General features: G+C 40.7%; 13 protein-coding genes. 8 read left to right on the top strand and 5 right to left on the bottom strand.

Features of this window, described 5'->3' with window-relative positions; translation table 11 throughout:
• The first annotated feature begins 86 nt into the window (after positions 1 to 86).
• Positions 87 to 788, top strand: a complete 702-nt coding sequence (locus M3183_RS21850) for a DUF554 domain-containing protein (protein ID WP_251472952.1) — start codon at positions 87 to 89, stop codon at positions 786 to 788.
• 39 nt (positions 789 to 827) lie between these two features.
• On the opposite strand, the gene yyaC is transcribed toward M3183_RS21850, so the two are convergent.
• Positions 828 to 1,427, bottom strand: coding sequence for a spore protease YyaC (gene yyaC / locus M3183_RS21845; protein WP_251472951.1), 600 nt, complete (start codon positions 1,425 to 1,427; stop codon positions 828 to 830).
• A gap of 237 nt (positions 1,428 to 1,664) precedes the next feature.
• Between yyaC and M3183_RS21840 the strand changes: the two genes are divergently transcribed.
• Together M3183_RS21840 and M3183_RS21835 are read left to right on the top strand one after the other, a co-directional pair.
• The gene (locus M3183_RS21840) at positions 1,665 to 2,534 is read left to right on the top strand and encodes a mechanosensitive ion channel family protein (RefSeq protein ID WP_251472949.1); all 870 of its coding nucleotides are present in this window, start codon (positions 1,665 to 1,667) and stop codon (positions 2,532 to 2,534) included.
• A 53-nt stretch (positions 2,535 to 2,587) separates the two neighbouring features.
• Positions 2,588 to 2,785 (top strand): DUF951 domain-containing protein, encoded by a 198-nt coding sequence (locus M3183_RS21835; RefSeq protein WP_251472948.1) that lies wholly within the window; start codon positions 2,588 to 2,590, stop codon positions 2,783 to 2,785.
• Positions 2,786 to 2,881: 96 nt separating this feature from the next.
• On the opposite strand, the gene M3183_RS21830 is transcribed toward M3183_RS21835, so the two are convergent.
• Positions 2,882 to 4,876 (bottom strand): molybdopterin-dependent oxidoreductase, encoded by a 1,995-nt coding sequence (locus M3183_RS21830; protein ID WP_251472976.1) that lies wholly within the window; start codon positions 4,874 to 4,876, stop codon positions 2,882 to 2,884.
• A gap of 146 nt (positions 4,877 to 5,022) precedes the next feature.
• Positions 5,023 to 8,601, bottom strand: coding sequence for an SH3 domain-containing protein (locus M3183_RS21825; protein ID WP_251472945.1), 3,579 nt, complete (start codon positions 8,599 to 8,601; stop codon positions 5,023 to 5,025).
• 277 nt (positions 8,602 to 8,878) lie between these two features.
• Here M3183_RS21825 and ychF point away from each other — a divergent pair, with 277 nt between their 5' ends.
• The 4 genes from ychF (at position 8,879) to rpsR (ending at position 11,549) form a co-directional block, all read left to right on the top strand.
• On the top strand, positions 8,879 to 9,979 hold the full coding sequence (gene ychF, locus M3183_RS21820; protein ID WP_251472943.1) for a redox-regulated ATPase YchF: 1,101 nt from the start codon (positions 8,879 to 8,881) through the stop codon (positions 9,977 to 9,979).
• Between the two features lie 374 nt (positions 9,980 to 10,353).
• A complete protein-coding gene (gene rpsF, locus M3183_RS21815; RefSeq protein ID WP_251472940.1) occupies positions 10,354 to 10,641 on the top strand; it encodes a 30S ribosomal protein S6 in 288 nt (95 codons plus the stop codon).
• Between the two features lie 107 nt (positions 10,642 to 10,748).
• The gene (gene ssb, locus M3183_RS21810) at positions 10,749 to 11,261 is read left to right on the top strand and encodes a single-stranded DNA-binding protein (protein WP_251472938.1); all 513 of its coding nucleotides are present in this window, start codon (positions 10,749 to 10,751) and stop codon (positions 11,259 to 11,261) included.
• A gap of 48 nt (positions 11,262 to 11,309) precedes the next feature.
• The gene (rpsR, locus tag M3183_RS21805) at positions 11,310 to 11,549 is read left to right on the top strand and encodes a 30S ribosomal protein S18 (protein WP_251472935.1); all 240 of its coding nucleotides are present in this window, start codon (positions 11,310 to 11,312) and stop codon (positions 11,547 to 11,549) included.
• A 39-nt stretch (positions 11,550 to 11,588) separates the two neighbouring features.
• On the opposite strand, the gene modB is transcribed toward rpsR, so the two are convergent.
• Together modB and modA are read right to left on the bottom strand one after the other, a co-directional pair.
• Positions 11,589 to 12,245, bottom strand: coding sequence for a molybdate ABC transporter permease subunit (modB, locus tag M3183_RS21800; protein WP_251472933.1), 657 nt, complete (start codon positions 12,243 to 12,245; stop codon positions 11,589 to 11,591).
• Positions 12,246 to 12,249: 4 nt separating this feature from the next.
• A complete protein-coding gene (gene modA, locus M3183_RS21795) occupies positions 12,250 to 13,044 on the bottom strand; it encodes a molybdate ABC transporter substrate-binding protein (RefSeq protein ID WP_251472932.1) in 795 nt (264 codons plus the stop codon).
• A gap of 167 nt (positions 13,045 to 13,211) precedes the next feature.
• Here modA and M3183_RS21790 point away from each other — a divergent pair, with 167 nt between their 5' ends.
• Entirely contained in the window at positions 13,212 to 14,156 is a 945-nt protein-coding gene (locus M3183_RS21790) for a YybS family protein (RefSeq protein WP_251472931.1), read from the top strand.
• The last annotated feature ends 1 nt before the right edge of the window (position 14,157 follow it).

Genomic DNA, 14,157 nt, shown 5'->3' with positions numbered 1-14,157 from the left:
TGCTGGTCGGGGCTGGCCAATAAGAGCAGCAAAAGAATAATTATCGCAGGCACTTATGTTTTACTTATGAAGGGGAATATTTTGTTATGTTTTTACTAGGAACACTTGTAAATGGATTATTGATTATTATCGGCACGATGCTGGGAAGGCTGTTAAACCGCATCCCTGAAGGAATGAAAAATACAGTGATGTATGCGATTGGCCTCTCAGTGATGGTTTTAGGGCTGCAAATGGGCCTAAAGAGCGGGAATTTCCTCATTGTCATTATCAGTCTTGTTTTAGGGGCGGTAATAGGAGAATGGCTGAAGTTAGAGGATAAATTAAATGATCTAGGAAAATGGCTTGAGACAAAGGTTGGATTAAGCGGAAAGGGCAGTATTTCAGAAGGATTTGTAACGGCCACTTTAATCTTTGTTATCGGTGCTATGGCCATTATTGGCGCCTTAGACAGCGGCATCCGCGGTGATCATGATGTATTGTACACGAAATCTATTATTGATGGCTTTACAGCGTTAATTCTTTCAACAACACTTGGAATTGGTGTAATATTTTCTGCTGTTCCTGTTGTATTGTATGAAGGTCTTATTGCTTTGTTTGCAACCCAGATTAATCAATTTGTGCCGAAAGTCTTGATGGAACAATTTATTACAGAAATGACGGCAGCAGGCGGTATTATGATTTTTGCCATTGGGTTAAACCTAGTTGGCTTAACAAAGGTCAAAGTTGCTAACCTTCTGCCAGGCATCATTGTAGTTGGAATCATTGTAACAATCCTATATAATGTTTAAAAAAAGGGTACCCCGTCTGGTGAATAATGGGGTACCCTTTCAATTGGTCTTTTCTTGTTCTGTAATGGCAGTCTTTTGGTAAAGCAGGCCTGCTAAATAAATCCCTTCGGCAATGGTTTTAGCCATTTTCATGACTAAGTTTAAACGGGTATTTTGTAATACGAAGAATTCCATGAAACCACTCACATTAACAATTCCTGTAATGTGAAGTTCGCCGACTGCGGGAAGTTCCTTATTTACCCCGGCGCCCGGCTTTACTGGGCCGTTTCCAACTTGAATGACACCAACATTTTTTGTTCGACCCAAACAGGCATCAATCCCAATAATATATGGATTCCTATGTTTCATTTGAATTTCTTTTAGTTTATCTTCAAGATTGACTGCATGGATGGGTTGATCAAGAGTTCCATATACATAAAATGATTTTAGCCTTTTTTCCTCCAGCAGTGTACCAATCAGCGGGCCTAATGAATCGCCTGTGGAGCGGTCAGTTCCAATACAGATAAACACTATTGGGCGGCTGGTTATAGCTGGAATATTTGCTAGTAATTCAGCAGCAAGATTTTGAGAAGCAAAATCATCATCATGAGTGATTTGCATTTTATTTCGTTTATCGAAAAAGTGCGCTTTCAGATTCATTCGTCCACCCCTTAACAGAGATCGATATATATCCTTAACATTATACGGAAAATTTTGAATATCTATACATGGATAAATAAAAACTTACCGGGTGGTGGGCTGTAACAGTTCATAAGGCCCTGTCATTTATACAACCTTTTTGAAGAGTTGGAAAAACTAAAAAACACATTGCTATTCTCTATATATAAAAATTGATAAAATAGAGGATGTATGTAAGTCTTGAAAGAAGGTGTATAAATGGATATTACAACGGAAAAGGGGTTCAAAAAGAATATAATTGATAAATTTAAAGATGAAGATACATGGATGAGCCTAGGTGAAGGGGTATTAAAGATTCTTATTATCTTGCTTATTGCCAATATCATTATACGAATTGGCAAAGTAGCGATTCATAATATTTTTAAACTAAGAAATCTTTCCCCATTGAATAAATCAGGGCGGCGTGAAGAAACATTAGCTAAGCTTTTGGATAATACACTTACCTATGTAGTGTATTTTATCGCAATTATGATGGTTCTTTCCGTTTTAGGAATAGATGTTAAAGCACTGATTGCTGGTGCTGGAGTGGTTGGACTGGCTGTCGGCTTTGGCGCACAAAGTTTGGTAAAGGATATCATTTCAGGATTTTTTATTATATTTGAGGACCAATTTTCAGTTGGCGACTATATTCGAATTGAGGGAATTGAAGGCACTGTGGAAGCGATAGGTTTGAGGACAACCATTATAAAGAGCTGGACGGGTGAGGTACATATCTTACCAAACGGAAGTATTTCACGGGTTACAAACTTCTCTTTAAATAATAGTGTTGCTGTTGTGGATATTGCTATTTCTTATGGTGAGGATATTGAAAATGCACAAAGGGTGATTGAAGAAGCTATTCAAATGATGCCAGGCCATTATAAAGGAATGATTGGTGTCCCATCGCTATTAGGTGTACAAACAATGGGGCCTACTGAAGTAGTATTGCGGGTTACCGCAGAAACGCAGCCAATGGAGCATTGGGGTATTGCAAGAGCTATGCGCAAGGATATCAAGGTCGTTTTAGAACAAAATGGAATTAAAGTTCCAGTCCCGAAATATGTTATGTATTCAGAAGGTGAAATGTAATAAAGGTACTGGTGTATATGGATAACTGAAACACTAAAGAAGGGGTGATCAGGATGGAGCAGAAGGAATTTGGATTGAACGATGTGGTGGAAATGAAAAAGCAGCATCCATGTGGGACAAACCGTTGGAAAGTTATTCGCATGGGCATGGATATCCGGATTAAATGTGAAGGCTGCGGCCACAGTGTTATGATTCCAAGAAAAGAGTTTTCCCGGAAAATGAAAAAAATTTTAGTGAAGCATGAAGAATAATCTTTCATGCTTCTTTTTTTTGCACGCAGCATCCAGCTGCTTCATTTCCTGGAACATAAATAACGCTCAGAAAAATCCCTGAGCGTTGTTGTTAGTTTATATTTTTTCAAGATTGACGAGACAGTCATATAGGGTGCTTCCTAAGCCATTGTCAGATTCACGGCTTGAAGTCAGATTATTTACCGGACCGCCAAACTGCCTCCAAATCCCTTCATCGATATTAATGGTATTGGGATGGGCTGCAGGGAGGATGGAAATAGCACCTTTGATTTCACCACGGTCATTCCATACTCTTACTTCATCCCCTTGTATCAGTCCTAAATCTTCTGCAATATTTTTGGCAACTTCCACCTTTGGCTTTATTTGCCCGCCGAGCAAGTGGTAATTCTGTGAGTGATTGGACCGCAGAGGGTGAATGGTTAAAAGGTTATATGGGTATTTTTCAGCATGTTCTTGATTAGACCATTTTGATTCATCTGGAACAGCCAGCGTTAACAAGCCAGAGCCGCTTTTTTGCTGCCCTAAAATAGAGGTGAATTCAAATTTACCTGTAGGTGTTTTGAATTTTCGATTCTGCCAAGGGATTTTTTCCACTGGCAGTTCTAATGTCCCATTTTTCTTTAATGATTCCAGTGTCATTCCTTTTTCCTGAAGCGGCTTAAGGGCCATGTTCAGCCATTCATCTCTTGTAAAATCAAAATCAGCGCCAAAGCCAAGCAAACTTGCAAGCTGCGTCCAAATCCACAAATCTGATTTGGCTTCACCAGGTGCTTCTTGAACAAGCTTAGGTCCATAATTGACATAGTGATGATACATGGAGGAATAATAGAAATCTTCCTCCTCAAAGGCAGTTGTTGCCGGCAGCACATAATCAGCTAGTTTTGCTGTATCAGTCATGAACTGATCAATGACAACCAATGTTTCTACTGAGGTGAAGGCCCTTTCTACCATTGTAGAATCAGGAACCTGGGTCAGCGGGTTGCCGCAAGTAACAATAATCATTCTAATTTCTGGACCCTTCGCCGTTAAAACTTTTTCGGCCTGTTTCATGATGGAAAACTGGCGCGTGTCTGTTCGGCGGTTTGGAAGGGTCAGCTCTTCAAATGCAAAGCTTTGGCCAACTTGAAGATTGGCATAATTAGCACCGCCGCCGGGAATGCCGACATTGCCGCTGACCGCAGCGAGGGCATCAATCAGGCGGATGGTATTGCCGCCATTTTTATATCGCTGCATACCCAGCCCCATAAACGTGGAAGATGGTTTGTCCGCATAAATACGGGCGAGCATTGTTATGACTTCAGCAGATACTTCGGTCATTTCGCTTATTTTTTTAAGAGAAATACCATCAAGGAGATGTGCTAAATCGGAAAATCCATAGGTGAATTCCTCAATAAATGCACGGTCCTCCAGCCCTAAACGCAGGATTTCCTTGATGACTCCAGCAGCTAAAATCCCATCCATTCCAGGCTTGATTGTGATATGTTCATCAGCCATTTTTGCTGTTGCATTATAGAGCGGGTCAATCACATATAGTTTGGCACCTTGTTTTTTGGCTTTTAGCAGATTTTCGTAAAAGTGCATATTGGTGCGTGCTACATTACGTCCCCAAATAATGATATTTTTACTGTTAAATAGATCATGAGGCTCATGGCTTAGAGCATTGCCGAAGTCCCATTTTTGCGCCTCGATTCCTGAACCCCAGCAGAGTGAACCATAAATTTCAGTAACTCCGCCATAGCAATTGAAGAAACGCTGGTCAATGTTTTTTAATATTCCATTATTGGAATAATCATGACTGTGCAGGACAGATGTTGTTCCATACTTTTCTTTGACTTCCGATAATTTAGCAGCAATTTCATTAAGTGCTTGTTCCCAGGAAATTTGTTCAAATCGTCCATTTACCTTTTTTAAGGGATATAGTAAACGGTCAGATGAATTTGTTCTGGTTTCAAGCATCCTGCCTCGGCCGCAGATTTTCCCTTTGGTAATTGGATGATCAGGGTCTCCTTCAATTTTCGTTACCCGGTCATTTTCAACTGTTACAAGAAAGCCGCAGTTATCCCAGCAGTTTAATGGACAGGATGCCTTCATTACTCTCTTCACCCGTATCACCCCTTAAGAAAGCTTACTTTGTAACAAGGATAATACAACTTTTAGAAAAATACTATTATGTTTTACGAGTATCCCTCAACACACTAAAATATCCCATAGGGTTCATCCTATGGGATAAGGTTCTACTAATTATATTTTGGAATCTCTAATACTAGTTTATATGAATCTACTAAACTATATAAATTATGCATTTGATATACTTGTTTTGCTGCCCAGCCTATATCTGTTGCATACTGATGTGATGCCTTACCAGTGGATACAGTAGTTTTCGGGTTCCACTTCATTTTGTATAGGGTGTCCTGGCCTGCATTAATATAGCCATTGGCAATAAATCGTGCTCCGCCAATAATTGCCGCTTCAGGTGTGAACCAGCCGGAATTGTAAGCGAATTGGGCGCCGGTATTGATAGGGTCGGAATCAAAGGCACCAATTCCATACATGTTATAAACGGTTTTTCCATTCACTTTTACACCTTTTGCCAGTATGGAACTTCCATTACTGGTTTCCAATAGTGCATGAGAAATTAAATACATCTCATTCACACCGTATTTTTCTCCAGCGGTCATAAAGGTGGAAGCCTGACCTTGTAAAATGCCTTTTCCTGATAAAACCCGCTCATTTACTTCTTTAACACTAAGGCTTGTTGTTTTTGACAATTTTAAAAATTGCAGAGAATCAGCTGTATTATTTAGGAAATTTTTTGGATTAATATAGTAGTTGACGTCCTCTGGGCTGGCATTAACCCAAGTTCTATTATAAGCCACCTTATACCAGTCATATCCATCATTTCCCTTTACTTTTCCGAGAATCTGCAGTGTTTCTTTATTATTTACCTGTCCTACATTCCAAAAGTTTGCACCGGCGCCGCCTCTTATATTCCACCCAATGCCGTTTACCGTGCCGCTTGCAGGGCTTGTTAAGATGAGTGCATCAGATCGAATGTATGTATCATATTTTTTATCTGTCTGCGGATTCGCGGCCATTTCCAATTTCGTCATATCTTCCAGATTAATATCATAGTTTTCATACAGTTTTTCAATATTCCCGCTTGCTGTATTTGGATTAAATGGTGCTTTATCTGATAAATATTGAGAACTGACATAACCGGTCTTGCCATTTGCCACTACTTGCGACCAGCCATTTGCCTCCGATTTTACCTTGACAATGGTGCCGCGTGCTAATTTTGTAATAATTGCAGCTTTAGTGGATGCAGCGTCTCTCATATTTAGACTTGATCCATAAATAACATTGACATATTTTCCATCTGCGGTTGGTTCGCTCGGCTCTGTATTTTGTTCAGTATCAGTATCAGGCTTTGATGCTGGATTTGATCCATTTTCAGCGGCAGGACCGGGAGTGCTGCTTGAGCCGTTATCAGTACTAGTCCCCGGGGCAGGGGTATTTTCTGTTGTATCATTATTATTGTTTTTTGAATCAGTATTTGAGTCTTCGCCAGGGTCTTTTTCAGATGAAGAATTGGACCCTGGTAGAGGTTTTTCTGCAGTCAGAAAATCTATACTTACATATCCTGTCTTGCCGTAAGCTTGAATCTTTGCCCAGCCTTTTTCTTCAGAGAAAACAGTAACCTGCACCCCTTTAGCTAATTTTAGTAAGATAGATGCATCTGTTGAAGGAATTGTGCGCATATTTAGTGATGATCCAAGGCTGACATTGACGTATTTGGTTTCTGTCTTTGGTTCTTCATTTTGTGCCGGTTTTGAATTAGTGTTCTTGGAGGCCAAAAATTCAGAGCTAACATAACCTATTTGTTTGTTTATCTGAACTTTTGTCCATCCATTCGTTTCTTCTAGAGCCTTTACTTCTGCCTTATTTTCCAGCTTGGTCAAAATGGCTGAACCAGTTGATGGACCTTTTCGAACATTTAAACTAGAGCCAGCATTAATATTTACATATTTAGTCTCTGTCTTTGCTGCTTCCTGGGGAGAACTATTGCTGGTGTTACCTTGTTTTTTATCTGCTAAAAATTCAGAACTGACATACCCAGTTTTTCCATAGACTTCGATTTTAGCCCATCCTCCAGAATTGGAATATACCTTTACAGCTGTTCCTTTTGCCAGCTTTATAATAATGGATGCTGTAAGGGAAGGCTTATTCCGCATATTTAACGCGCCGCTTGTGACATTTACATACTTGGCTGCAGGCGTATTGGCTGTTTCTTTGGAAGTACTATTGGATTCCTTTGAAGAGAGGAAACTTGAGCTGACATATCCTTCTTTCCCATTAGCCTTGACCTTCGCCCATCCATTAGCCTCAGAGTAAACGGAAACGGCTGTCCCCTTAGAAAGGGAGGCAACAACGGCAGAGCTGGTAGAAGCGCGTTGCCTAAGATTGAGCGAGCCGCCCTCTATATTGACATATTTAGTAGTAACGCTGGCCGCAGGCTGCTTAGAAGGCCCGCCGGCATTAGCAGATGAAAGGAATTTCGAGCTGACATATCCCACTTTTCCATTAGCTTTGATCTTCGCCCATCCATTAGCCTCAGAGTAAACGGAAACGGCTGTCCCCTTGGAAAGGGAGGCAACGACGGCAGAGCTGGTAGAAGCGCGTTGCCTAAGATTGAGCGAGCCGCCCTCTATATTGACATATTTAGTAGTAACGCTGGCCGCAGGCTGCTTAGAAGGCCCGCCGGCATTAGCAGAGGAAAGGAATTTCGAGCTGACATATCCCACTTTCCCATTAGCCTTGACCTTCGCCCAACCGTTAGCCTCAGAGTAAACGGAAATGGCTGTCCCCTTAGAAAGGGAGGCAACAACGGCAGAGCTGGTAGAAGCGCGTTGCCTAAGATTGAGCGAGCCGCCCTCTATATTGACATATTTAGTAGTAAAGCTGGCCGCAGGCTGCTTAGAAGGCCCGCTGGCATTAGCAGAGGAAAGGAATTTGGAACTGACATATCCTTCTTTCCCATTAGCTTTGATTTTGGCCCAACCATTAGCCTCAGAGTAAACGGAAACGGCTGTCCCCTTGGAAAGGGAGGCAACGACGGCAGAGCTGGTAGAAGCGCGTTGCCTTAAATTGAGCGAGCCGCCCTCTATATTGACATATTTAGTAGTAACGCTGGCCGCAGGCTGCTTAGAAAGCCCGCCGGCATTGGCAGAGGAAAGGAATTTCGAGCTGACATATCCCACTTTTCCATTAGCTTTGATTTTGGCCCAACCATTAGCCTCAGAGTAAACGGAAACGGCTGTCCCCTTAGAAAGGGAGGCAACGACGGCAGAGCTGGTAGAAGCGCTTTGCCTAAGATTGAGCGAACCGCCGTTAATATCCACATATTTAGTGGTAACGCTGGCCGCAGGCTGCTTAGAAGGCCCGCCGGCATTAGCAGAGGAAAGGAATTTCGAGCTGACATATCCCACTTTTCCATTAGCTTTGATTTTGGCCCAACCGTTAGCCTCAGAGTAAACGGAAACGGCTGTCCCCTTAGAAAGGGAGGCAACGACGGCAGAGCTGGTAGAAGCGCTTTGCCTTAAATTGAGCGAACCGCCGTCTATATTGACATATTTAGTTACAATCTTGCTGTTAATGCTGGTTTGAACTGTTGTGGGCTGTTCCGCAAACACAGCTTCGTGAAAGGCCACTGTTGACAGGACAGCAAAACAGAATGTAGGAATAATAGCTTTTTTTACTGTTTTTCCCGGAACTCGGGTTTGATTTTGTTTCACCCGTGATTGGTTTATGCTATTCATTACTACTCCTCCAATTTTTTACACTTTTATGTATATTTTTCACTCTACTTGGCAATATTAGATATAATTTTATAATAAATTTTACCATATTTGCTAATATAATAGAGAAATTTGTTAAAGTATGCTCACATTTTTTGAATGATTGGCAGACTAAGAGTTTCCTGCAGCTGATGTTTTCTTGTTTTTTTCCTGACAAATGCCTATAATTGTGAAGGGATTTAAGAAGCGAAGCAATGACTTTTAATATAGATATAATTTTTTGAGGAGTGAACGTATCATGGCTTTAACTGCTGGGATTGTCGGTCTGCCGAACGTTGGCAAGTCGACCTTATTTAATGCAATTACACAAGCTGGAGCGGAATCAGCAAACTACCCTTTCTGTACCATTGATCCAAATGTTGGCATTGTAGAGGTGCCGGATTACCGCCTGCAAAAATTAACGGAACTTGTACAGCCGAAAAAAACCGTACCAACCGCTTTTGAATTTACTGATATTGCCGGAATTGTAAAAGGTGCAAGCAAAGGTGAAGGGCTGGGCAACAAATTTTTATCACATATTCGTGAAGTAGATGCTATCTGTCAGGTGGTCCGCTGTTTTGCCGATGAAAACATTACTCATGTTTCCGGTAAAGTAGATCCAATCGATGATATTGAAACGATTAATTTGGAATTAATCCTTGCCGATATGGAAACAGTTGAAAAACGTATTGGCCGTGTAGAAAAAATGGCAAAGCAGAAGGATAAAGATTCGGTAGCAGAATTTGAAGTCCTTACCTTACTGCGTGAGGCCTTTGAAGCAGAAAAACCAGCACGGTCCGTTGAATTTTCTGAAGAGCAAATGAAGATTGTAAAACACTTACATCTATTAACCATTAAGCCTGTCCTCTATGTTGCCAATGTCAATGAGGATGATGTGGCAGATCCTTCTGAAAATGAATATGTGAAGAAGGTTCGTGCATATGCAGCTAATGAAAATGCCGAAGTAATTGTCATTTGTGCAAAGATTGAAGAGGAAATTGCCGAGCTGGAAGGGGAAGAAAAGCAAATGTTCCTTGAAGAGCTGGGGATTGCCGAATCCGGTCTTGATCAATTAATTCGTGCTGCATACAGCCTGCTTGGACTTGCAACTTACTTTACAGCCGGTGTACAGGAAGTTCGTGCTTGGACGTTTAGAAAGGGTATGAAAGCACCGCAATGTGCCGGTATTATACACTCTGACTTCGAACGCGGTTTCATCCGTGCTGAAATCGTCTCCTTTGAAGATCTAGTCAATGCAGGAGGCTATAATGGTGCCAAAGAAGCAGGAAAAGTACGTCTGGAAGGAAAAGAGTATGAAGTAAAAGACGGCGATGTCATCCATTTTCGTTTTAATGTGTAATAAAAAAAGTATTAGCGCCTTCGGAACAAGCACTGCTTGTTCCGAAGATGCAGATTCTCTTAGAAGCTTTCCTTTGTGCTCAGCCCGGACAAGCAAATGTTCTGCGGCCATTACTTAAAGGCGCCTTCTGACCTTAAGAGCATCAGGTTATTTAACCTCGAGGGGCTGCTTGCGCTAGACAATTTTCAAAGTTCAAGATTTCTTTTTTATACGTTTAAACCAGGCCAGCCATTTAACAGCTGGCCGCTATTTTTGAGCAGAACATTGCTTTTAGGATTGTCCTATGTTATAATTTCAACTTGTGAGTAATGAAAATTGCTCCTTGCCCTTTTTTATCGTTAAAGGGCCGTTTAGACCAAAAGGAGGTGACCGTGATGAATAAGTACGAAATCATGTACATCATCCGCCCAAATATTGAAGATGAAACAAAGAAGGCTCTTGTTGAGCGTTTTAACACAATTCTTCTTGATAATGGTGCGGAAACTGCTGAATCAAAAGATTGGGGCAAGCGTCGTCTTGCATATGAAATTAATGATTTCCGTGATGGCTATTACGAAATCGTTAAAACAACTTCTTCAGCAGATGCAGTGCAAGAATTTTCTCGTCTTGCAAAAATTAGCGAAGACATCATCCGTCATATCGTAATTAAAGAAGAAGACTAAGATGAAAAGCGGAGGCGACCGTTGGGAGCTGAAGCTGGATAATGATATAAAATTTTTTCCAGAGTGTTCTACATGGAACATTTTGGGAGGAAAAGGAGTTGATTCTGATGATTAATCGTGTCGTGCTTGTGGGTCGTTTAACAAAGGATCCTGAATTACGCTATACGCCAAACGGAATTGCTGTTGCTACCTTTTCTTTGGCAGTCAATCGTCCATTTTCAAATCAGCAGGGTGAACGTGAAGCAGACTTTATTAATTGTGTTGTTTGGCGCAAGCAGGCTGAGAACGTCGCTAACTATTTGAAAAAAGGTAATTTGGCGGGTGTTGACGGTCGTGTTCAAACCCGTAACTATGAAGGACAAGATGGACGCCGCGTCTATGTGACAGAGGTTTTAGCAGAAGGTGTTCAATTTCTTGAACCCAAGGGCTCTTCTGGCGGCGGCAGTGGAAGAGGCGGCGATTTTTACGGTGCTCCACCAAGAGAATCTCAAGGAGCTTCGTTTGGCGGCGGCAATCAGAATCAACGACAAAATTCCAACCAAGGGTTTACAAGAGTGGATGATGATCCATTTGCGGGAAGCGGTCAAATTGACATTTCTGATGATGACCTTCCATTCTAACAGCCCTACTAAGTACGGATTATTTAAAAACTAAAGGAGGGAATTTTCATGGCAGGAGGACGTAGAGGCGGTCGTGCAAAACGTCGTAAAGTGTGCTATTTCACAGCTAATGGCATTACTAAAATTGACTATAAAGATGTAGATTTACTTAAAAAGTTTATCTCTGAACGTGGAAAAATCTTACCACGCCGTGTAACTGGCACAAGCGCTAAATACCAACGTAAATTAACTGTTGCTATTAAACGCGCTCGTCAAATGGCATTACTACCATTTGTTGCTGGCGAATAATAAATTGAAGACACCTGTCATTTTGATAGGTGTCTTTTTTCATGATTTTGTATAGTGAACACATACCAGCATTATAAGAGAAATGCCAATCATACTCGCTACCCATAGCCAGGCAAGGTGCATATTTCCTGAGTCAATAGCTACGTAAATGGCGGTAGGAATGGTTTGGGTTTTACCGGGTATATTGCCGGCAAACATTAAAGTAGCACCAAACTCACCCAATGCTCTGGCAAAGCTCAAGATAGCACCAGATATAATTGATTTCAAGGCGAGTGGAATGGAAATGGTTAAAAATAAGGAAAGCTCATTCGCCCCGTCAACGCGGGCAGCATCCTCGATATCTTCATCAATTCCTTCAAATCCCGCTTTTGCGGATTGATACATAAGTGGAAAGGCCACAACGGCTGAAGCGATGACAGCGGCCCATTTTGTAAACATAAGCGGCTGATGAAGGAGCCATTCTAGAACTTGTCCCACCGGACTATTTCTTCCAAAAATCACGATCAATAGGAATCCCACAACCGTTGGCGGTAAAACCATTGGCAGAAGAAGGCCTGTTTCAACGAGCACTTTCCCTTTAAAGTTTCTATTCGCCATCAATTTTCCGAAAATCAATCCGAAGATTAAAACAAGGAAACCAGAAATTGAAGCAATCTCTATGGACAGTTTAATAGGTGACCAAAAATCAAATGACATCGGATTAATGCAGCCCTTTAAATCCGTATTTTTCTAATGTTTTAAGTGATTCTTTGCTTTGAAGAAATTTAAAAAATTGCTGTGCTTCCTTTGGGTGTGCACTGTCCTTGATCACCCCTGCTGGATAAATAATGGGTGCGTGTGTTTTGTCCCCGGCAATTGCAGCAATTCTTACCTTTTGTGAGCTTAAGGCATCTGTTTTATATACAACTCCTGCATCCACATTATTTGTCTCTACATATGTAAGTACTTGCCGAACATCTTTTGCAAAAACCAGTTTCTTATCAACGGCATTCCAAATGTGCATCTGTTTTAATGTTTCCTTTGCATATTGTCCAGCCGGAACCGACTCCGGAATTCCGACAGCAATTTTATCTGCTTTAGGCAGGTCCTCAAATGTCTGAATCTCCTTGTTTGAATTTTTAGGTACAACTAAAACAAGTTCATTTCCAACGAGGTTTGTTCCACTTTCTTTTTCAATGAGACCGTCTTTTACCAAATGTTCAAATTTATCCTCTGCTGCTGAGAGGAAAAGATCAACCGGTGCCCCTTGTGAAATTTGCTGCTGAAGGGCTCCTGATCCACCAAAGTTATAATTAATTTTTACATTTGCATATTTTTTTTCAAAGTCTGTTTTTATATCATTTAAAGCATCCTGCAAACTCGCTGCTGCTGATACGGTTAATTCAACCTTCTGCTTTAGTGTTTCTGCTTTATTATTGGGTTCTTCTTTGGGTGAACACCCAGATACAATTAAAAGCAGCAGGATAGAGGAAAGTAACAAGGACAGCTTTTTCATTCATTTCATCCTTTCCTGTTTACATATTTCTAATTATAACTTGTATCATTAATTATTGATAAGAAATTACATAAATTCTTAAAATAGTTCAAATCGATGAGTTGAATTGATACCATTCTTGCAGATACAATAAAGATTAGGTTTCCAGTTAATTTAGGGGTGAAGAAGTGAGAAATGTAGGTAAACTAACAGAAGGTGCCATATTATTGGCAGCATTTGCAGCAATATTATTAATTACGATTTATGTACCATTGCTTGGTTCCATTTTAAACTTTGTGCTTCCGCTCCCGTTTATGATGTTTGCGGCAAAGAATAATATCAGAAATATTACAGCCTTTATCATAGCTGCTGTGATTATTTCCTTTATTGCCGGCTCATTCATTGGGGTGGGATTAATGCTGATTTATGGCATAATCGGCGCGGTGATTGGCTGGCTGCTGCAAAAAAATAGGAGCCGGACCACTATTTTAATTACCAGTTCCCTTGTTTTTATGGTTGGATTAGTAGTGATGTATGCTGTAAGTGCAGCCTTTTTTAAATTTGATATTATTCATGAGTTTACAGAGATGTATAAGCAGTCAGCAAAAATGTCAGAGGATTTGCTGCGTTCTATGGGGCAAGACAGTCAATTGGAGCAATTAAATAAACAAAATGCACTTTTGATTAAGACATTGCAAACCCTTGCTCCCAGCCTGTTAATTATGGTATCCATTATTTCTGTATTTGTTATTCAGTGGATTTGTTTTCCGATTATTAAAAGGTTTGGAATCAAGGTGCAGCCGTGGGGGTATTTTCGAAATTTATCATTGCCTAGAAGCCTTTTATGGTATTACTTAATTGCCATGGCAATCAAAATCTTTGGCCATCCGGCTGAAGGGACTTATTTATATACTGCGGTGATGAATGCAATTTACATATTGGAAATGTTTATGGTGGTGCAGGGTCTTTCGTTCATCTTTTTTGTGTTTTATAAAAAGTCAGTGGCAAAGGGGCTTGGTATCTTTTTGGCAATTCTCACTTTCATGATTCCAATTATTCATTATATAATAATGATACTAGGTGTTACCGACTTGGGATTTAATTTTCGGAGGCGGTTTGATAAAAAAGAGTAAG

Origin of the sequence: Neobacillus mesonae (assembly GCF_023715155.1) — a bacterium.
GTDB lineage: Bacteria > Bacillota > Bacilli > Bacillales > Cytobacillaceae > Neobacillus > Neobacillus mesonae_A.
This window is presented reverse-complemented; position numbering and strand designations above follow the sequence as displayed.

Excerpts from the sequence above, each read along its gene's own strand:
- M3183_RS21850 (WP_251472952.1), top strand. The coding sequence starts at position 87 with ATGTTTTTACTAGGAACACTTGTAAATGGATTATTGATTATTATCGGC.
- yyaC (WP_251472951.1), bottom strand. The coding sequence starts at position 1,427 with ATGAATCTGAAAGCGCACTTTTTCGATAAACGAAATAAAATGCAAATC.
- M3183_RS21840 (WP_251472949.1), top strand. The coding sequence starts at position 1,665 with ATGGATATTACAACGGAAAAGGGGTTCAAAAAGAATATAATTGATAAA.
- M3183_RS21835 (WP_251472948.1), top strand. The coding sequence starts at position 2,588 with ATGGAGCAGAAGGAATTTGGATTGAACGATGTGGTGGAAATGAAAAAG.
- M3183_RS21830 (WP_251472976.1), bottom strand. The coding sequence starts at position 4,876 with ATGAAGGCATCCTGTCCATTAAACTGCTGGGATAACTGCGGCTTTCTT.
- M3183_RS21825 (WP_251472945.1), bottom strand. The coding sequence starts at position 8,601 with ATGAATAGCATAAACCAATCACGGGTGAAACAAAATCAAACCCGAGTT.
- ychF (WP_251472943.1), top strand. The coding sequence starts at position 8,879 with ATGGCTTTAACTGCTGGGATTGTCGGTCTGCCGAACGTTGGCAAGTCG.
- rpsF (WP_251472940.1), top strand. The coding sequence starts at position 10,354 with ATGAATAAGTACGAAATCATGTACATCATCCGCCCAAATATTGAAGAT.
- ssb (WP_251472938.1), top strand. The coding sequence starts at position 10,749 with ATGATTAATCGTGTCGTGCTTGTGGGTCGTTTAACAAAGGATCCTGAA.
- rpsR (WP_251472935.1), top strand. The coding sequence starts at position 11,310 with ATGGCAGGAGGACGTAGAGGCGGTCGTGCAAAACGTCGTAAAGTGTGC.
- modB (WP_251472933.1), bottom strand. The coding sequence starts at position 12,245 with ATGTCATTTGATTTTTGGTCACCTATTAAACTGTCCATAGAGATTGCT.
- modA (WP_251472932.1), bottom strand. The coding sequence starts at position 13,044 with ATGAAAAAGCTGTCCTTGTTACTTTCCTCTATCCTGCTGCTTTTAATT.